Annotated in this window: 17 protein-coding genes; 7 read left to right on the top strand and 10 right to left on the bottom strand. The window is 33.2% G+C overall.

What is annotated here, in order from left to right:
* Nucleotides 1-106 precede the first annotated feature (106 nt).
* From ACEW8E_RS02375 to ACEW8E_RS02360, 4 genes are all read right to left on the bottom strand, one after another.
* Nucleotides 107-1,036, bottom strand: a complete 930-nt coding sequence (locus ACEW8E_RS02375) for an acyltransferase family protein (RefSeq protein WP_373478736.1) — start codon at nt 1,034-1,036, stop codon at nt 107-109.
* A gap of 155 nt (nt 1,037-1,191) precedes the next feature.
* The gene (locus tag ACEW8E_RS02370; RefSeq protein WP_373478735.1) at nt 1,192-1,626 is read right to left on the bottom strand and encodes a photosystem I reaction center subunit II PsaD; all 435 of its coding nucleotides are present in this window, start codon (nt 1,624-1,626) and stop codon (nt 1,192-1,194) included.
* Between the two features lie 181 nt (nt 1,627-1,807).
* The gene (locus ACEW8E_RS02365; protein WP_373478734.1) at nt 1,808-2,560 is read right to left on the bottom strand and encodes an energy-coupling factor ABC transporter ATP-binding protein; all 753 of its coding nucleotides are present in this window, start codon (nt 2,558-2,560) and stop codon (nt 1,808-1,810) included.
* 154 nt (nt 2,561-2,714) lie between these two features.
* Nucleotides 2,715-4,994 (bottom strand): DNA methyltransferase, encoded by a 2,280-nt coding sequence (locus ACEW8E_RS02360; protein ID WP_373478733.1) that lies wholly within the window; start codon nt 4,992-4,994, stop codon nt 2,715-2,717.
* 166 nt (nt 4,995-5,160) lie between these two features.
* On the opposite strand from ACEW8E_RS02360, the gene ispF reads away from it, so the two are divergent.
* Nucleotides 5,161-5,646, top strand: coding sequence for a 2-C-methyl-D-erythritol 2,4-cyclodiphosphate synthase (ispF, locus tag ACEW8E_RS02355; protein ID WP_373478732.1), 486 nt, complete (start codon nt 5,161-5,163; stop codon nt 5,644-5,646).
* Here ispF and ACEW8E_RS02350 read toward each other — a convergent pair whose 3' ends face one another.
* Together ACEW8E_RS02350 and hisD are read right to left on the bottom strand one after the other, a co-directional pair.
* Complete coding sequence (locus tag ACEW8E_RS02350; RefSeq protein WP_373478731.1) at nt 5,647-6,396, bottom strand: SDR family NAD(P)-dependent oxidoreductase; 750 nt, start codon at nt 6,394-6,396, stop codon at nt 5,647-5,649. It lies immediately after the preceding gene.
* A complete protein-coding gene (hisD, locus tag ACEW8E_RS02345) occupies nt 6,389-7,687 on the bottom strand; it encodes a histidinol dehydrogenase (protein ID WP_373478730.1) in 1,299 nt (432 codons plus the stop codon). The genes ACEW8E_RS02350 and hisD overlap by 8 nt, the downstream gene beginning before the upstream one ends.
* Nucleotides 7,688-7,871: 184 nt before the next feature.
* Here hisD and ACEW8E_RS02340 point away from each other — a divergent pair, with 184 nt between their 5' ends.
* Entirely contained in the window at nt 7,872-9,185 is a 1,314-nt protein-coding gene (locus ACEW8E_RS02340) for a proton extrusion protein PcxA (protein WP_373478729.1), read from the top strand.
* Between the two features lie 17 nt (nt 9,186-9,202).
* Here ACEW8E_RS02340 and ACEW8E_RS02335 read toward each other — a convergent pair whose 3' ends face one another.
* A complete protein-coding gene (locus ACEW8E_RS02335; protein ID WP_373478728.1) occupies nt 9,203-10,192 on the bottom strand; it encodes a DnaJ C-terminal domain-containing protein in 990 nt (329 codons plus the stop codon).
* Nucleotides 10,193-10,326: 134 nt separating this feature from the next.
* Nucleotides 10,327-10,530, bottom strand: a complete 204-nt coding sequence (locus ACEW8E_RS02330; RefSeq protein ID WP_373478727.1) for a DUF2997 domain-containing protein — start codon at nt 10,528-10,530, stop codon at nt 10,327-10,329.
* A gap of 193 nt (nt 10,531-10,723) precedes the next feature.
* Between ACEW8E_RS02330 and ACEW8E_RS02325 the strand changes: the two genes are divergently transcribed.
* The 3 genes from ACEW8E_RS02325 (at nt 10,724) to secF (ending at nt 14,354) form a co-directional block, all read left to right on the top strand.
* Nucleotides 10,724-11,707, top strand: a complete 984-nt coding sequence (locus ACEW8E_RS02325; protein ID WP_373478726.1) for an alpha-ketoacid dehydrogenase subunit beta — start codon at nt 10,724-10,726, stop codon at nt 11,705-11,707.
* Between the two features lie 156 nt (nt 11,708-11,863).
* Nucleotides 11,864-13,276 carry a protein translocase subunit SecD gene (gene secD, locus ACEW8E_RS02320; protein ID WP_373478725.1) on the top strand — a complete coding sequence of 471 codons (1,413 nt, stop codon included), beginning with the start codon at nt 11,864-11,866 and terminating at the stop codon, nt 13,274-13,276.
* 139 nt (nt 13,277-13,415) lie between these two features.
* Nucleotides 13,416-14,354: a protein translocase subunit SecF gene (gene secF / locus ACEW8E_RS02315; protein ID WP_373478738.1), complete on the top strand. Its 939-nt coding sequence runs from the start codon at nt 13,416-13,418 to the stop codon at nt 14,352-14,354.
* 52 nt (nt 14,355-14,406) lie between these two features.
* Here secF and ACEW8E_RS02310 read toward each other — a convergent pair whose 3' ends face one another.
* Nucleotides 14,407-14,733, bottom strand: coding sequence for a Txe/YoeB family addiction module toxin (locus ACEW8E_RS02310; protein ID WP_373478724.1), 327 nt, complete (start codon nt 14,731-14,733; stop codon nt 14,407-14,409).
* On the bottom strand, nt 14,726-15,010 hold the full coding sequence (locus ACEW8E_RS02305) for a type II toxin-antitoxin system Phd/YefM family antitoxin (protein WP_373478723.1): 285 nt from the start codon (nt 15,008-15,010) through the stop codon (nt 14,726-14,728). The genes ACEW8E_RS02310 and ACEW8E_RS02305 overlap by 8 nt, the downstream gene beginning before the upstream one ends.
* 142 nt (nt 15,011-15,152) lie before the next feature.
* Here ACEW8E_RS02305 and purB point away from each other — a divergent pair, with 142 nt between their 5' ends.
* Together purB and ACEW8E_RS02295 are read left to right on the top strand one after the other, a co-directional pair.
* On the top strand, nt 15,153-16,448 hold the full coding sequence (gene purB, locus ACEW8E_RS02300) for an adenylosuccinate lyase (protein ID WP_373478722.1): 1,296 nt from the start codon (nt 15,153-15,155) through the stop codon (nt 16,446-16,448).
* Between the two features lie 171 nt (nt 16,449-16,619).
* A complete protein-coding gene (locus ACEW8E_RS02295) occupies nt 16,620-19,133 on the top strand; it encodes a sugar phosphate nucleotidyltransferase (RefSeq protein ID WP_373478721.1) in 2,514 nt (837 codons plus the stop codon).
* The last annotated feature ends 15 nt before the right edge of the window (nt 19,134-19,148 follow it).

Below are 19,148 nucleotides of genomic sequence, written 5' to 3'. Positions count from 1 at the left end.
AAGATGATTTTGCTTTCCTTTTTTAATTCCATTTTTGTGAATATGTTTAGACCCGCACTCTGGACATTGTATCATTTTTTTATTTTTGATAATTTGACCCCTTTATCTAAAAATCATACCTTAATTCAGCAACGCCAAAAGTTATTGTACTATATTTTAACGATAGAAAAAAACCAGACAGTTGCAGAAAAAATCCTAATAGAATGAAATAGGGTTGACGAAAAATATTTAAGGTATTAATAGAAAATCCATGAATAACATAATATTTTGCCATCGCCATTCCAAAACAAAATTCAAATAATCTAGTTAAAGCGAATCCACCCGGTGCAAGCGCACCTCCACCAAAGCCTAAAATTTTGTTAAAGACAAGTAATGATGTAGTGATAACAATAGCACTAACAACTATTTTAATTATTAGGCTTATTACAAGAAAGTTTTTGATGGATAATTTTTTGAGAAAATAAAAAAGAAGGGGAAAAAGTAAATAAAGTTGTAGAATAATCGGCACAAACCAAGTAGCAGGAATAATGTTAAGAAAAATAGATCCTAATACATAGGTTTTTAACAATCCTAAAACACTTTTATATAGATAAAAATTGATGGATAAATAAATCGCTAAAACTATCCAATATGAAGGATATAGTCTTGAAAATCTTTTCTTAAGAAAATCAACCCAACCAATTCTATTTGTTTTTTTCTCTGATAAAAATGCTGAAAGAGTTAAACCAAAACCGCTTAAAATAAAGAAAAGATGAACACCTTGATAACCCATTCCAAATATCAAATTAAAGAAATTAAAGAATAGATGATCTAAGCTATCATTAGGAAGAATAAAGACAGTATCTAATCCACATTTATACAACAAATCTCCATGAATACCTAAACATTCAGGAAGTAAAACTGTTTCTATATTTAGATTCGGTAAAAAAGCTACTACCCATAAGTGACAAGCAATCACTCCTAAAGAAGCGAATATACGCAAATAATCTAAATAAACGATTTTTTTGACGACAGAGGGGGGAGAAGTTGATTGCATAAATTCTCTTTTCAAAAGTGAATCATAGAAAATTTACATTAATTTGTCAATTACTTTGTTTGTTCATATTATCAAAGTTTATATGCAAACCCCTCCCCAAAATTGAGGCAATAAAAAAAGTCCCCAGATTGGGGATTTAGGGCTAAGATAAATAACTATACGTCGTAAGGTGCTTTACCAGAGAATTTGAGGGTGACAGGCTCAGGATTTTTACCAATACTTCTGTCTTTTTTACCGTGAAATTCACGACCTTCGTTAACTTTCTCAGGGAATACACCATCAGCAGGATGAAGATATTGGATTTCACCAGTAGGATAAATACGGTAAATTTTATAATCTTCGATTTTAGGTTTAAATTTAGTGCGGAATTGAGTGCCTAAAGCCAAACATTGCTCTTTACGCGCAAAATAGAATAAATTTTCACCCTCATTCATGATAGCCGCGCCACCAGTAGGCATTTCAAAAACTTGCTCAGTTTTACTTGTCCAAGTAATAGCATATTTTTCCTCTCTGTCAGCCGCAGAAAGTAAACCGCCAGTGCTACCACCAAATTTAGGTAGTTTTCCAGTGAGTTGAATTGTTTCGCTCATACAGATATTTACTTTTATGGTAATTATATTTACTATCTAGGCAATGCTACCACTGAGGTTAGCAAATTTGTACATATTTGTTATGAACTGTAACAGTTTGTTACTTTATATAATATTTTGTATTTTATTTTTACTCTCCATCAGTGTCTTAAAGTTACTTTTTTTGTGGACATTGCCCACCCTACTTTTTTCCTTTACTTAATTTTAATTCTAGGGGTATATCTAGGTCTAATTCTTCTAATAGTTCTTTTTGCTCAAAAACTTCGTCAGGTGTGCCTTGTAGAGCGATTTTACCCCTATCCATAACGAAAATCCAGTCCGCCCACCGATAAATAAAATCAAGATCGTGGGTTGCCAGTAAAATAGTTGTGCCTTCTTGGAAAATATGCTCTAATTGTTTAGTTAAATCTTTTCTTTGTTTGGGATCAAGGTATGCTGTAGGTTCATCTAATAATAATATTTTTGGTTTTAAAATCATTACATCGGCGATCGCCAAACGTTTTTTTTGTCCTAAACTAAGATAATTAACAGGAAAATGGGCTAATTCTTCTAAATTAAAGTCTTTTAAAGTCTGAGTCACTCTGTGGGAAATTTCTGTATTTGACTTTCCTAAATTACATAAACCATAGGATAAATCTTCTTCTACCGTAGTGGCAACTAATTGTTGTTCAGGATCTTGAAATACTAAACCTACTTGCTGATACCACGCTTTTAAGGATTGACGATTATGTGTTAAAAGTTTTCCCTCAATACGAATAACTCCCTTACTAGGTTGATATAAGCCATTTGCTATGCGTAAAAAAGTCGTTTTACCCGAACCATTATTACCAATTAAACCATAACGTTTGCCTTTTTTGATGTGTAGAGAAAGATTATTAATCGTTGGTTTTTGACTACAGGGATAAGTATAAAATAAATTTTCAAATTCAATCATGGAGTTAATTTTTTTGTGAATAAAGTTATCATATTTACTGCTTTAAAAAGTTTTATATGTTATGGAATTGCTCGTAAATCTCTCGAAATTTAGAGAACTTTTAACTAAATTTTGGTTAATTTTCCCCAATCTAGGGAGGCTTTTTAAATAGCTTCTAAAATAGGCTTAATTGCCCTTCACCTTTTAAGCGCCAACTGTCTTCTCCTACCCTTTCGGCGATGTCTTCTAAGACAGTTAAAATAGTTTGATTTTCGGGGGTTGTACCATTTTTTAATAACGGTAAAATATTTAACACAATTTCGTTAAAAGAAGAACTTTTATTTTCCCTTGACTTTCTTCTTAAAAAGCTGATTAAATAATACTTAATTCTCAGTTTGACATCAATATGTGATTTGAACTTAGTTTCTTTTTTGATATTAAATAATTCTGTTTTTTCTTCATAATCAAAGTTATCTAATAAAATCGGTGTTAAATCTGAATATTCTTTCTTCAATAAATCTAAAAACCCTAATTCTAAACCTTTTATAATCAATTCATCATTAATTTGCTCAAGGGTTGCCCCATCATTTTTAGCAATTACTCCCTCAATAGTTTGGATGACAATTTCTGCCATATCCATGCCTAAGTTAGCTTTCAAAATTGTGCGAGGAGTACGCACTTTACGAAAATTAATAATAAGTTGCCCTGATAATACGGTAAAGGGATTTTGACGTTTTTTAAAGCTAGTTTGTCCATTTTTTTGAGCTACTGCGCCCACATATTCTAAACCGCAACTTTCGGCGGTATCAATAATTAAATGCCAAAATTCGGGATCTTTATGGGCAAATACAAAAGACAACCATCTATCGAATTTTAAAACTCGATACATTTCTTTGATACTTTGGGCGATTAATTGGTTATATTCATCCTTTGTTTTTTTATTTTCTCCTCCTTCAATAGCTTCTAAATTATAGTCACTTTCTGTTACTTCTAAATCTAGCCAACCATTCCACATAGTTGATAAATCTAGGTAAGGAATTTTTTTCCCGTAGGGTGGATCTGTGTAAATATAATCTATACTTTCATTAGGTATAAAACTTAAATCTGTAGCAGAATTTTTGACAATTTGAGCGTTAAAAATGGTTTTTTCATTTATATAATATTCCATCTCTTTTTTACCATTTAAAACTCTATTAAATTTAGTTTCAAAAACATCTATTGTATTTTTAAATGTTGGATTTTTCGCTATTCTATATCTGTAATAATAACCAAAATGATTTCCTCCTCCTTTTGGAGTTGCATGAAAAGTTTTATTAATTATACTAACTGTATTGTAAAAAGCTAATAACAATGATTTTTGAATATTGATATTTTTTTCTTTCTTAATTAAATACTTTAAAAAAGCTAATTGAGCAATTTGTTTATTAGTAAATAAATCCTCTATATTTGTTACATCTGAACCTTTAGGCAACTTTAAACCTTTCGGATAAGGATATTTTTTTAAGGTTTTTTGTATCTCTTCTTCTGTGGTAGGTTCACCTTTTTGATAAGCTAATTTTACTCTTTCAAATGCTTGTTTAAATTCATTAATTTTTACTGGTACAGATAATGAATCTACCATAAAAACAGATAAAGGATTAATGTCTATATGTATAGCTTTTCTACCAGTCATTAAAGCCTCAATTGCCGTGACTCCGCTACCACCAAAAGGATCAAGAATTACATCATCAGGTTGACTAAAATTTTTAATATAAGTATTGACTATATCCCATGATTGTCTAGTAAAATATGGATTACATCCAAAATGTCTTTTTGCAGCTTGTTTTTTCGTTGCAATTTCTGTTAATAAAGGACGATTTAAGTAATCGAAAGATCCCCCTAAATCCCCCTTAGAAAAGGGGACTTCCACGCCTTTCTCCCCACTTAATAAGGGGGGCAGGGGGGGATAAAATTTGTTATCATAAGAAAAAGTCTTCCCCAGTTGAAAACTATTTAAAGACAAAAATTGACTTAATTGCTCATAATAATAATCAAATTCATCGAGGGGAAAATATAAAATTGGGGTATCCGTTGCAGAGGTTTTAAATAAACTAAATTCTAAGCCATTACAGAGGGCAAAATAATTACTTCTGACTTCAGGATGATAAGCATAACTATAAACTTGCTCGACATGATCACCATTTTTAATATTCTCATTTGGTGCTTTAGCATCTAACACCCAACCGTAATTATTTTCAATTTTTAAGAGATAATCAGGTATCAAATTAATTTTACGTTTTTTACTGCCAACTTTCAAGAAAGGATGTTGTAAACTTTTACTGCGAATAATATTTTTTTCCGTATAACCAAGGGTTTTTAATAAAGGTAAAATAATCACTTCTCTAACACTATCTTCTTTAAAGTCTGGATTATTTTTAATACTTAGAAAATCTAAATCTTGAAAAATTTTACTCATATTAAACTATTTTTTTTAACCGTTATTAACGACTCGTGATGATAAATATTTTTTTTGACAAATTAGAAAGAGATTGAAAATAGTATTTCTCTTTTTTTCTTTCGCCCCATAAGTTATAAAATAGTGGTGAAAAAACATTGTCTTTTTTAAGAGTATCACAATCACAATGATAAGAATTGGTAACGGTTACGATTTGCACAGATTAGTGGAAGGAAGAAAACTTATTTTAGGTGGTGTGGAAATTGATCATCATCTCGGTTTATTAGGTCATAGTGATGCTGATGTATTAACTCATGCTATTATGGATGCTTTATTAGGTGCTTTAAGTTTAGGGGATATAGGACATTATTTTCCTCCCACTGATCCAAAATGGGCTGGTGCTGATAGTATGGAATTGTTAGCTCAAGTACATCAATTAATTCTTGATAGAGGTTGGGTTATTGGTAATATTGATAGTGTAATTGTGGCAGAGCGTCCTAAATTAAAGCCTCATTTATCTGCTATGATTAATTCTTTAGCTCAAAAATTAGACATTCCAGCCGATAACATAAGCGTAAAAGCTACAACTAATGAAAAATTAGATGCTGTGGGTAGAGAAGAGGCTATTTGTGCTTATACGGTGGTTTTATTATGTCAAAAATCTTCATCATAATCACCAAGGAAGATTACTACCATCCCAACTAAAAAATTTACCACTATCTTTAATAGTTAGATTCTCCATAACAGATAATAATTGTTGAGTGCAAAGACTAACAGAAAATAGTTTTTCTTGAGGGACATTTTTTTGAAAAGGAGCGGATAACTGTGTATCTGTTGTACCCGGATGTAAAGCGATAACAATAGTATTTTTACTAACTCGACTATATTCAATGGCGATATTTTTCAGTAACATATTTAAAGCAGCTTTAGAAGCACGATAACCATACCAACCGCCTAGTTGATTATCTTCAATACTGCCCACTTTAGCGGAAATACTAGCAAAAATACTCCGTTGTGAATGTTTTAATAACGGTAATAAATGTTTAGCCCATAAAGCGGCAGGAATAGTATTAACTTGAAAATATCGTAATAAATTATCGGCGTTAAGATGTTTTAAACTTTTTTCGGGTTGTAAATTATCTTCATGTAAAATACCCACACAATTAATCACTAAATGTAAATTATCGACTTGAGTTTTAATATATTGAGTAGCTTGTTCAATATCGTTTTCTTTCGTTACATTTACTTTTATGGTGGTTAATTTATCAGGATATAAACTTTCTAAGGATAATAAATTTTTCGCCGTTTCTTCTGTGCGATAAGTAGCAAAAAGATGATGGACATTAGTATCAGTTAGTAACTGTTGCACAAAACCGTTACCAATGCCTTGACTTGCCCCGATGATTAAGATATTTTTAGCCATGAGGATTTTTAGTTCTATATTTAACAGAATTACCGTGGGAAGGCAAACCTTCGGCGGTGGTTAAATCGATGATTGCTTGACTTACTGTTTGTAAAGCCTTAGGGCTATATTCTATTAAACTTGAATATTTCATAAAGGTTTCAACTCCTAAAGCAGAAGCATATCTAGCCGCGCCTGATGTTGGTAAAGTATGATTAGGTCCTGCTAAATAGTCTCCCACGGCTTCGGGGGTGGAATTACCTAAGAAAATTGCTCCTGCGTGACGGATATGTTCTACTAATTCCCAAGGGGATTCTACTTCTAATTCTAAATGTTCGGGAGCGAATAAATTTGATAATTCTGCGGCTTGAATTAAATTTTCCGTAAGTATAATCACACCATAATGAGCGATGGCTTTTTCCGTTAAAATACGTCGGGGATGATCTTCTAATTGTTTGATAACTTCCGTTTGTACTTGTTCGGCTAGTTTAGCACTATCGGTAATTAAAATCGCTGCGGCCATGGGATCATGTTCTGCTTGTGCTAACAAATCAACGGCTACATGAACGGGATTTGCGTGTTTATCGGCGATAATTAGCACCTCACTAGGTCCTGCTAAGGAATCAATGCCCACAGTACCATATACTTCTTTTTTCGCTAAAGTTACATAAATGTTGCCCGGTCCAGTTATTACATCTACTTTAGGGATGGTTTCTGTACCATAGGCTAACGCCGCCACCGCTTGAGCTCCTCCTACACGATAAATCTCGGTTACTCCTGCTTCACTGGCTGCTACTAATACGGAGGGATTAATTTTCCCCTCTTGACTCGGCGGTGTTACCATGACAATTCTCGGTACTTTTGCCACTTTTGCTGGAATCGCATTCATCAATACAGTACTAGGATAAGAGGCTCTTCCCCCAGGTACATATAAACCAGCTCTATCCACAGGAGTATAACGTCTTCCTAACACTACATTATCTTCTTCAAACTGTACCCATGATTTTGGTACTCTTTTTTGGTGAAAAGCCTCAATTTTTTTGGCTGCTAGTTTGATGGCTTTTAGTAAATCTCTCGAAATCTGTTGATAGGCAGCGTCAATTTCGGACCCACTCACTTTCAATTGGGTAATCACTTGTCGGTCAAATTTTTCAGTATATTCCAACAAAGCCTTATCACCCCGTTTTCTCACCATAGAAATGATTTCTTTGACGATGGCTGACTGTGTTTCTATCTGTTCATTGTGAGTGCGATCGCTAATGCGTTGCAGTTCTTGTTTGGCTTCAAATGGTTCTGTTATTATTCGCAGCATTTAGATTATATAAAACTAAATAAACCTTAATTATTGGTTTTATCATAGCAGTTTTATTAATTAACCATAAACAGTGACTTTGTTTTCTGAAAAATTATTATCTTGCTTTACTTAAAATTAACGATCAACTATCTTCAGAATCTTGAGATAAAATGTTAGATCATCTTATCTTAGTTGGCATTATATGTTTAATCGTATTCTCCGTTCTACTAAACGCTGGATTAGTAATAACTCCGAAAATGCTTTAGAAGAAGCATATCAAAGCGCTGTAGCTATTCAGAAAATTGAGGAAGAACATTTTAAAGGTCAAAAAATTGATCCGAAAAATTGTAATTATGGCGATAAAGTTTTTGCTTATTTTGATGGTGAATTACGTTCTAACTTACAAATTATTAATCTTAAATTAGGTCAATTTAAAACTAGCAAATCAGTTCATAATTTTTTAAATCATAATGGAAAATCTCTTAAACATAAACAAGAATATAATGGTCTAACAGAGACAATATATACACAGGATTTAATTTTAGAAAGACTAAATTTTATTGATAAAATTATTGATAAATATAATTATAATTATTATGATACCTCTTTAAAAGTTATTGAAGTAAAAGAAGAAAATAATTCTAATAATAGTGTAGTAAAATCAATACCAAAAAATAAGAATAATCTTGAACCAAGTATTGAAACCGTCTCAGATAAAACCAGTGTTTTGCCCCGTTCTTTTTTACGAACTTTGGATAAAATTAGACAAGAAATAGATCCTAAATCCATAGAAACAGAAAATAATGTTATTAATAAATTTAGAAAATCGAGATATAAAACTGCTATTTCAGTTAAGTTTTTATTGCTGTTAATTATAGTACCTTTATTAGTCCATAATTTAAGTAAAATTGCTTTAGGAAAAGTATTCGTTGATCCTTATTTTGACAATCATGAACAAGTAATATTTATTAATCAAGATTTAGAAGAAGAAGCATTAATAGAATTAAAAACCTTTGAAGAAAATCTGAATTTAAGAACTATTATTGGGTTAACCCCAAAATTATCTCCTGAAGAAAAAGAAGATAAAATTAGGGAAAAAGCATTAGAATTAGCGGATAATTTTAGAGGTAAAAGTTCCAATGCTATTAAAAATATATTCGCTGATATTTTATCTTTAATAGCTTTTGGATTTGTGATTTTTTTTAGTAAAAGAGAGTTATTAATTTTAAAGTCTTTTATTGATGAAACTCTTTATGGTTTAAGTGATTCAGCAAAAGCATTTTTAATTATTCTTTTTACTGATATATTTGTAGGCTTTCACTCTCCTCACGGATGGGAAATTATCTTAGAAAGCATTACTCGTCATTTCGGATTACCTGAAAATAGGGATTTTAACTTTTTATTTATTGCTACTTTTCCCGTAATTTTAGATACGGTTTTAAAATATTGGATTTTCCGTTATCTTAATCGTATCTCTCCCTCCGCCGTGGCTACTTATAAAAATATGAATGAATAGATTTTTCAAGAGTAAAATCAAAGTTGAATTTTACTTAAATTAGCCCTAGGATTATCTTTACTAATTTCTCTGATTTTTTCATAATATTCTTTTTCTTGAGCAGTAATATTATTAGGAGTAGCTAGAGCGATTTTGACTAATAAATCACCATAATCACCTTTCGTACTACTCCAACCTTTACCCTTTAATCTTAAAGATTGCCCATGACGAATACCAGCAGGAATTTTTACTTTCACTTCACCTTCAGGAGTCGGCACGGTAATTTCAGCCCCTAAAACAGCTTCATGAGGTGAAATAGGCACTTCACACACTAATTTATCATCTTCAAATTGAAAAAAATCATGGGGTTGTAACTCAACTTTAAGATATAAGTCACCTCTTTGTTTCGAGAGAGGATTCAACTGCCCTTTTCCTCTTAATCTAATTTTAGTGCCATTTTTAGCACCTGCTGGAATTTTAACATTAACAGTCTCCGCACCTAAATTGAGTTTAGTTTCGATACCATGATAGGCTTGACTATATTTTAAATTGATAGTTTTTTCTATATCACTACCTTTAGCATTACTAAATGATTGAGATTGTGTGCCAAAACCGCCACTATTAGAAAACCCAGAAGTGCTTGTATTTCGAGGATTATTATTAGCAAAAGGGCGCCCTAATAAATCATTGATAAAATCATCAAAATTAGCATAATCTCCAAATTTAAAATCATTAACATTAACTTTGGTGTTGCTAGAGGTAGAATTTGCCCAAGGAGATTGTCTGCTTTCGGATTGTTGCCAATAACGGCCAAATTGATCATATTTTTGACGTTTTTCTGTATCGCCTAAAACTTCGTAGGCTTCACTAATTTCTTTAAATTTTTCTTCTGATGCTTTATTGTCAGGGTTTCTATCGGGATGATATTTAACGGCTAATTTGCGAAAAGCCTTTTTGATTTCTTCAGAAGTGGAACTTTTATTCACTCCTAATACTGAATAATAATCTTTATAATCATTTGCCCCCATATTTTTCTCTCTTACTCTTATAAATTAAACATAATTATAAAATTATAATAGTTCTGATTTACATAAAAAAATTTTGGTGCGGAAAATTATTCTTGATGATGTGAAAATCTTAGAGCATTTATGATGGAAAAATATCAGTAATTCTGAGATTGAGTTTCATTATTGACGATTAATTGCTCATTAAAATAATCTGAAGTTTTGCTTTGTGAAATAACTTTTCCTAGTTGTGCTTCAATAGCTGCCGTGACTTCTTCACAAGATTTGCCCATAATTCCCGTGACTTTTTCTTGGACTCTACCATCAGGATAAATAATAAATTCTAATGTTTCCATAGTCATAAGATGATAATTTCCTCCTCATTAATATTAAGTTTAATAATTGTTTTACTTTTAATCTAGTTACTTTAGTAATAAACAAAAGCCAGATTTAATAATTATAACCTGACATTAGAAGACTAATTTAAAGAGAAAAAGAAAGAAGAAAAATGATAAGATGATTTTTGCTATAGCTAGTAATAATAGAGAAAAATAAATGGCAGAAACATTGATGTTTAATGCTTTACGTCAAGCTATTGATGAAGAAATGGCGAAAGATGATAAAGTATTTGTCTTGGGTGAAGATGTAGGACAATATGGTGGTTCATATAAAGTAACCAAAGGTTTATACGAAAAATATGGAGAATTTAGAGTATTAGACACTCCTATTGCCGAAAATAGCTTTACAGGGATGGCAGTAGGTGCAGCAATGGCAGGATTACGTCCTATAATTGAAGGGATGAATATGGGTTTTCTGTTACTTGCTTTCAACCAAATCGCCAATAATGCAGGAATGATGCGTTACACTTCAGGAGGAAATTATAAAATTCCTGTGGTTATTAGAGGGCCAGGAGGTGTAGGCAGACAACTTGGAGCAGAACATTCTCAGCGATTAGAGGCTTATTTTCAGGCAGTGCCAGGGTTAAAAATTGTCGCTTGTTCTACGGCTTATAATGCTAAAGGTTTGTTAAAATCCGCCATTAGAGATGATAATCCTGTGTTATTTTTTGAACACGTTTTATTATATAATCATAAAGAAAATCTGCCTAATTATGAATATACAGTACCTTTAGATAAAGCAGAAATCGTCAGAAAAGGGAAAGATGTAACTATTTTGACCTATTCTCGGATGAGACATCATTGTCTTCAGGCTTTAAAACAAATCGAAAAAGACGGTTATGATCCTGAAATCATCGATTTAATTTCCCTTAAGCCTTTAGATATGGCAACTATTGGTGAATCTATCGGTAAAACCCATAAAGTAATCATCGTGGAAGAATGTATGAAAACTGGTGGTATTGGTGCTGAATTAACGGCTTCTATTAATGATCAATTATTTGACGAATTAGATGGCCCTGTGGTGCGTTTATCATCTCAAGATATTCCTACTCCTTATAATGGCACATTAGAAAGATTAACCATCGTACAACCTGAACAAATTGTTGATGCGGTAAAAAAAATCATGACTAACCAAATTTAAAATCATTAGGAATTAGAAAGGAAACGGGGAATTAGGAATTAAAAAGGAAACGGGGAATTGATGATGTTAAAAATATTCTCTATTCTCTATCCTTAATTCTTAATTCGACCTTTAATATTATTATCTTTCAATATACAAAATATTTATTACTAATTAATGGAAAAGCAAAGAGTATTTATTATTTTAATAATTGTTTTAATTGCTACTTCAATCTTAACTTTGATCAATTTACCTTTACAATTAGGGTTAGATTTAAGAGGTGGATCTCAATTAACCATTCAATTACAAACCACTCCTGAAGTGCCAGAAATTACTCCCGAAAAACTCGAAGGGGTACGCACAGTTATTGATAATCGAGTCAATGGTTTAGGGGTATCAGAAGCAGTAGTACAAAGTGTGGGAAGCGATCGCATTTTAGTACAATTACCGGGGGTAAATGATCCCCAAGAAGCAGAAAGAGTATTAGGAGGTACAGCACAATTAGATTTTCGTACCGAAACCGATAACCCTGAAATTCAAGCCCAATATCAAATTAAACAACAAGAAATAGGAGAATTAATTTTTCAAGCACAATCCTTAAAAGGAGAAGAATTAACGGCACAGGAGGCAAAAATTGAAGCAAAAAAAGCAGAAATAGCGGTATTATCTCAACAGTTATACACAAAAAGCGAATTAAACGGTGAAAAGCTCAAAAATGCTAATTATCAGCCTACCCAACAAGGTAATGATTGGGAAGTGGTGCTGGAATTTAATGATGAAGGAGGCAAATTATTTGCAGAATTAACTAAAAGTATCGCAGGTACAGGACGTACTTTAGGAATTTTTCTTGATAATCAATTAATTAGCGCTCCCGGTGTTAGTGCGGAATATGCTAGTACGGGAATTATGGGCGGTAGAGCAAGTATTTCTGGCGGTAGTGGTTATACCCTCGAACAAGCTAGAGAGTTAGCTTTACAGTTAGAAGGGGGAGCTTTACCTTTACCCGTTAAAATAGTGGAAAATCGTACCGTTGGTGCAACTTTAGGACAAGATAGCATTCGCCGAAGCATTATTGCAGGAATTTCAGGTTTACTCCTTGTTTTAGTGTTTATGGCGGTTTATTATCGCTTACCCGGTATCATTGCAGATTTTTCTTTAATTATTTACGCTGTACTAAATTTAGCTTGTTTTTCTTTAGCAGGAGTAACTTTAACTTTACCCGGTATCGCAGGTTTTCTCCTTAGCATTGGTATGGCAGTTGATGCAAATGTATTAATTTTTGAACGTACTAGAGAAGAATTAAGAGACGGAAAAACCTTATATCGCTCAGTAGAATCAGGATTTTATCGAGCATTTTCAAGTATTTTAGATGGTAACGTGACTACCTTAATCGCTTGTGTGGCTTTATTCTGGTTAGGCTCAGGTTTAGTGAAAGGGTTTGCTTTAACTTTAGGTATCGGTGTTGTTATTAGTATGTTTACAGCGTTAACTTGTACTCGTACTTTTATGTTAATTACGGTGTTAGGTTTTCCCACTATCCGTCAACGCCCAGAATTATTCTGCCCTAATATTAAACCAGCTAATAATTAATTATGCTCCTTTCTTTCAAAGTTGGGATTTGCCCTCCTCCCTCCTATTCTGAGAATGAAATAGGGAGATTAAAAGTCCCCAAAATTGGGGATTTAGGGGCAATAAAAACTATTCATTATTCATTATTTTTTTACTTATGATTAAATTTAGCGTTGTTAAATGGGAAAAAATTTGGTGGAGTATCTCTGCTATTTTATGTGTTGGAAGTGTGATCGCTATGGTTATTTCTTATACTTCTATTGGTACTATTTTACGTCCTAGTCTTGATTTTGTCGGTGGCACAAGATTGCAAGTAGAATTAGATTGTACCATAGCTAATAACTGCGATCGCCCTTTGACAGTAAATGAAGTTAGAGAGATTTTAGACTCTGAAAATTTAGGCAATAATAGCAGTATTCAAATTGTCGGAAAAGATCAACATGGTATCTCTATTCGTACAAAAACTTTAGACGTAGATGAGAGAACAAAATTACAGCAAATATTAACAGAAAAAATCGGCATATTTGATGAAAAAACCATCCAAATTGACACGGTAGGACCAACCATAGGAAAAGAATTATTTATATCTGGACTTTTAGCGTTAATAGTCTCTTTTACGGGGATTATTGTTTATTTAAGTTTTCGATTTAAAACTGATTACGCTATTTTTGCCATTATCGCTTTATTCCACGACGTTTTAGTGACTACGGGAGTTTTTGCCATTTTAGGTTTAGTGGGTGGCGTGGAAGTCGATACTCTTTTTCTCGTGGCTTTATTAACTATTACTGGGTTTTCTGTTAATGATACCGTAGTAATTTATGATCGTATTCGAGAAATTGCTAAAGAAGCGAATACCCAGAATATTAATGAAATTGTCGATCAAGCGGTATTACAAACCTTAACACGTTCTATTAATACCAGTTTAACTACTCTTTTGCCCGTAGTAGCCATTTTCTTATTCGGTGGTGAAACCCTTAAATTTTTCGCTCTTGCCTTAATCGTAGGCTTTATTTGCGGAGCTTATTCAAGTATTTTTATTGCTAGTACTTTACTTGGTTGGTGGCGTAAAGTTTCCCAAAAAAAAGCAGTTACAGCATAGTTAAAATAGTAGGTTGGGTTGAAAAAATTAAAACATAACCCAACAATTTTTTTTAGATAGAATCATAATGAAAACGACAAGCTAAAAAATCAATTTGAGTTTTAGTAATGCGATAAATTAAACGATGTTCTAAATCAATTCTTCTTGACCAAATATTACTATCTATATACTTTAAAGGTTCTGGTTTTCCTATGCCTTTAAATGGATTTTTCATGACTTCAGTGACTAAGTCTAATATTTTTTCGGCTTTTTTTTCATCATTCTTAAACCACCATTTTAAATCGCTTTTAAATTGACTACTAAACCCCGGAATTTGTACAAAAGATTGTTCTATTTCTGCTTGAGGGGAAGATTTATTTTCTTTCTTTTTCTTACTCAATTCCTAACTCTCCTTTTAAATCCTCCATTGATTGTGGTTTGATTTTTCCTGTGGTAGATTCTTCTATGGCATCAAATAAATTACGAGCATTATTAGGAGATCTTAACAAATAAACTGTTTCTACTAAACTACGCAAATCAGATTCGGCAATTAAAGCGACATTTTCTCTATTACGACGATTAATGATAAATACTTCACGATTCTCTACCACTTTATCTAACAGTTGAAATAATCCATTTCTAGCTTCCGTTGGGGATGTAATTTCGTAACTAAACATTATTTTTTCTTAAACAAATTTAGTATTTGTACATATTTGCGTACATTATATCAAAATTTTACTCTTATGGACTAAACGTCAATTTAGACTCCATATTAAGGTAAAATATACCAGTTGTATTTGCGAAAAAGTAAAAATTACAGTGATTGAACGTTATACCTTGCCCGAAATGGGCGGAATCTGGACTGACGAATATCGTTTAAAAACATGGTTACAGGTAGAAATTGCCGTTTGTGAGGCTCAAGCGGAAGTTGGTAATATTCCCAAGGAAGCCGTCGAAGAAATTAAAAAAAAGGCTAATTTTGATGTAGAAAGAGTTTTAGAAATTGAAGCTGAAGTTCGTCACGATGTAATTGCTTTTTTAACTAATGTCAATGAATATGTAGGAGATGCAGGAAGATATATTCATCTGGGTATGACTAGCTCTGATATGCTTGATACTGCTTTAGCATTACAGATGGTGGCTAGTTTAAATTTAATTCTTGAATCCGTAGAAGAAACTATCCAAGCTATTCGTTATCAGGCTCAACAACACCGTTATACTTTTATGGTGGGGCGATCGCACGGTATTCATGCCGAACCCATTACCTTCGGTTTTAAACTAGCAGGTTGGTTAGCAGAAATGCGTCGTAATCGTGATCGTTTAGTAAAATTACGTCAAGATATTTCTGTCGGTAAAATTTCTGGTGCGGTGGGAACTTATGCTAACATTGATCCTCGTATTGAAGCTATTGCTTGTAACCTGTTAGGGCTAGAACCTGATACAGCTTCCACTCAAGTTATTTCAAGAGATCGTCATGCAGAATTTGTCCAACAAATCGCCCTTGTAGCGGCTTCCTTAGAAAGATTTTCCGTAGAAATTCGTAACCTTCAAAGAACCGATGTATTAGAAGTAGAAGAGTATTTTTCTAAAGGACAAAAAGGCTCATCAGCGATGCCTCATAAACGTAATCCCATTCGTAGTGAGCGAATAACAGGCATGGCAAGAATTATCAGAGGAAATGCCGTTGCAGCTTTAGAAAATGTAGCTTTATGGCATGAAAGAGATATTTCTCATAGTTCTGTGGAAAGAGTAATTTTGCCAGATACTTGCATTTTAATCCATTTTATGTTGAGAGAAACCACTAATTTGATTCAAAATCTATTGGTATATCCTGATAATATGGCGAGAAATATGAACGTTTATGGCGGTGTAATTTTCAGTCAAAAAGTTTTATTAGCCTTAGTATCAAAGGGTATGAGTCGAGAAGATGCTTATAAACTTGTGCAAGGTTGTGCCCATCAAGCATGGAATACTCAAGATGGTAATTTCCGTAATTTAATTGAAAATAACAGCGAAGTTCAACAATTATTATCAGATGACGAGGTAAATACTTGTTTTGATCCTAAACAACACTTAAAGAATCTTGATACAATTTATCAAAGACTAGGAATTTAATTAGGAATTAGGAATTAGGAATTAGGAATTAGGAATTAGGAATTAGGAATTAGGAATTAGGAATTAGGAGACTAGAAGACAAAACTAATTACTCATTGCTCATTACTCATTACTCATTGCTGTTACTCATTACTCATTACCCTTTACCTATTACATCCAGAGGAAAATTATATGCGCGCTGTTTTAATGGCTGGTGGTTCGGGTACGAGATTACGTCCTTTAACCTGCGATTTACCTAAACCTATGGTACCAGTCTTAAACAGACCCATCGCCGAACATATTGTTAATTTATTGAAACACAATGGTATCAAAGAAATAATTGCGACTCTTCACTATTTACCTGATGTTTTTCGGGATTATTTTCAAGAAGGGAAGGATTTTGATGTCATCATGAAATATTCCATAGAGGAAGATCAACCCCTTGGTACTGCTGGATGTGTCAAAAAAGTTGAGCAAATGTTAGATCGCACTTTTGTCGTAATTAGTGGTGATAGTATTACTGATTTTAATTTACAAGCAGCCATCGCTTTTCATCGAGAAAAAGGTGCTAAAGCGACTTTAATTTTAACTAAAGTACCTAATCCTATTGAATTTGGCGTAGTTATTACTGATTCTGAGGGTAGAATACAAAGATTTTTAGAAAAACCTTCCACCAGCGAAATTTTTTCCGATACCGTTAATACTGGTATTTATATTCTTGAGCCTGAAGTATTAGAATATTTACCTCCAGAAGTTGAAGCGGATTTTTCTCAAGATTTATTTCCTTTGCTTCTTGATAGAGGAGAACCTTTGTATGGCTATATTGCAGATGGTTATTGGTGTGATGTGGGGCATTTAGAAGCCTATCGAGATGCCCATTATGACGGTTTATCTGGGGCTGTTAAGCTAAATTTTCCCTCTGTGGAACGAAAACAGGGTATTTGGATTGGAGAAAATACTTATATTGATTCTACCGCAGTGCTAGAAAGTCCTTGTTTAATTGGTAATAATTGTCGTATCGGTGCTAGGGCAAAAATTCGTAGTGGTACAATTATCGGGGATAATGTCACTATTGGTGATGATGCAGAATTAAATCGCCCTATTATTTGGAATGGTGTGATTGTGGGAGAAGAAGCCTCTCTTTCTGCTTGTGTTATTGCTAGAGGCACAAGAATTGATCGGCGATCGCATATATTAGAAGGGGCGGTAATTGGTCAATTGTGTAATATTGGGGAAGAAGCTCAAATCAATACAGGAGTAAGAGTTTGGCCTAGTAAAAGAATCGAATCGGGTGCAATTTTAAACATTAACTTAATTTGGGGTAACATTGCTCATCGTAATCTTTTTGGACAAAGAGGGGTTACAGGATTAGCAAATATAGATATTACCCCTGAATTTGCCGTTAAACTAGGTGCAGCTTATGGTTCAATTTTAAAATCAGGTTCTTGTGTGGTAGTTTCAAGAGATCAACGTAGTGTGTCTCGCATGGTAAGTCGCTCTTTGATAGCAGGTTTAATGTCTGTGGGTATTGATATTCAAAACTTAGAATCAACGGCTATTCCCATTTCTCGCACCATGACACCCAAATTAAAAGTAGCTGGGGGAGTTCATGTAAGATTACATCCTGATCGCCACGACTATATCATGATTGAGTTTTTTGATACTAATGGCATCAATATATCTAAAGCCAAAGAGAAAAAAATAGAAGGTGCTTATTTTAAAGAAGACTTAAGAAGAGTACAAGCTATGGATATTGGCGATATGTCTTATCCTTCTCAAGTAGTAGATACTTATTGCAAAACCTTTGAAACTCAGTTAAATGTTGAGGCAATTCGTAACAGTAATACTAAAATTGTAATTGACTATGTTTATTCTGTATCAGGAGCAATTTTACCGCAATTATTAGCAGGGTTTGGCTGTGATGCGGTGGTTTTAAATGCTAGTTTACGGCAAAGAGCGATTTCCACCGCCGAAAGAGAAAATCTTTTGTTTCAATTAGGTCATGTAGTGGAAGCGTTAAAAGCTAATTTCGGTGTCCAAGTATCTGCTAATGGTGAATTATTAATGTTAGTAGATGAGTCGGGAATTCAAATTAGAGGAGAAGAATTAACTGCGTTGATGGTAAATACCATTTTGACGGCTTATCCGAGAGGAACGGTTGTCGTGCCTATTAATACATCCTCTGCCGTTGAACAAATTGCTCGTCGTCATGATGGTAAAGTTATTCGCACTAAAGCCAATCCTACTGCTATTATGGAAGCTACTCAAAGTAATTATAATGTAGTCTTAGGTGGTAGTGGAGATATGGGCTTTATTTTTCCTCAACTTCATCCCGGTTTCGATGCGATGTTTACCATTGCTAAATTAATTGAAATGCTTACCATACAAGAGCGATCGCTAACTCAAGTCAGAAGCGAATTACCCCTTGTTTGTCATAAATATCATTCTTTGCGTTGCCCGGGTAAAATAAAAGGCTCATTAATGAGGTATTTAGTAGAGACAGAATCTCCTGAAAAATTAGAATTAATTGACGGTGTGAAAATAGTCGAAAATCATACAGATAATTGGGTATTAATTTTACCCGATGCAGGAGAGCCATTAATTCATATTTACGCCAATAGTGATAATAGAGAATGGGCAGAGTCACATTTACAAATTTATCGTAATAAAGTTCAAGAATTTATTATCAAACAACAAATCGTTTAACAAAGGAGTGGGCAA

The organism is Geminocystis sp. (assembly GCF_041753295.1).
In the GTDB taxonomy this organism is placed as follows: domain Bacteria; phylum Cyanobacteriota; class Cyanobacteriia; order Cyanobacteriales; family Cyanobacteriaceae; genus Geminocystis.
Note: the sequence above shows the minus strand (reverse complement) of the source record. Positions and strands in the feature narration are given on the sequence as shown.

Bases quoted from the DNA above. Each gene is read 5' to 3' on its own strand.
- ACEW8E_RS02375 (WP_373478736.1), bottom strand. From the start codon at position 1,036: ATGCAATCAACTTCTCCCCCCTCTGTCGTCAAAAAAATCGTTTATTTA.
- ACEW8E_RS02370 (WP_373478735.1), bottom strand. From the start codon at position 1,626: ATGAGCGAAACAATTCAACTCACTGGAAAACTACCTAAATTTGGTGGT.
- ACEW8E_RS02365 (WP_373478734.1), bottom strand. From the start codon at position 2,560: ATGATTGAATTTGAAAATTTATTTTATACTTATCCCTGTAGTCAAAAA.
- ACEW8E_RS02360 (WP_373478733.1), bottom strand. From the start codon at position 4,994: ATGAGTAAAATTTTTCAAGATTTAGATTTTCTAAGTATTAAAAATAAT.
- ispF (WP_373478732.1), top strand. From the start codon at position 5,161: ATGATAAGAATTGGTAACGGTTACGATTTGCACAGATTAGTGGAAGGA.
- ACEW8E_RS02350 (WP_373478731.1), bottom strand. From the start codon at position 6,396: ATGGCTAAAAATATCTTAATCATCGGGGCAAGTCAAGGCATTGGTAAC.
- hisD (WP_373478730.1), bottom strand. From the start codon at position 7,687: ATGCTGCGAATAATAACAGAACCATTTGAAGCCAAACAAGAACTGCAA.
- ACEW8E_RS02340 (WP_373478729.1), top strand. From the start codon at position 7,872: ATGTTTAATCGTATTCTCCGTTCTACTAAACGCTGGATTAGTAATAAC.
- ACEW8E_RS02335 (WP_373478728.1), bottom strand. From the start codon at position 10,192: ATGGGGGCAAATGATTATAAAGATTATTATTCAGTATTAGGAGTGAAT.
- ACEW8E_RS02330 (WP_373478727.1), bottom strand. From the start codon at position 10,530: ATGACTATGGAAACATTAGAATTTATTATTTATCCTGATGGTAGAGTC.
- ACEW8E_RS02325 (WP_373478726.1), top strand. From the start codon at position 10,724: ATGGCAGAAACATTGATGTTTAATGCTTTACGTCAAGCTATTGATGAA.
- secD (WP_373478725.1), top strand. From the start codon at position 11,864: ATGGAAAAGCAAAGAGTATTTATTATTTTAATAATTGTTTTAATTGCT.
- ACEW8E_RS02305 (WP_373478723.1), bottom strand. From the start codon at position 15,010: ATGTTTAGTTACGAAATTACATCCCCAACGGAAGCTAGAAATGGATTA.
- ACEW8E_RS02295 (WP_373478721.1), top strand. From the start codon at position 16,620: ATGCGCGCTGTTTTAATGGCTGGTGGTTCGGGTACGAGATTACGTCCT.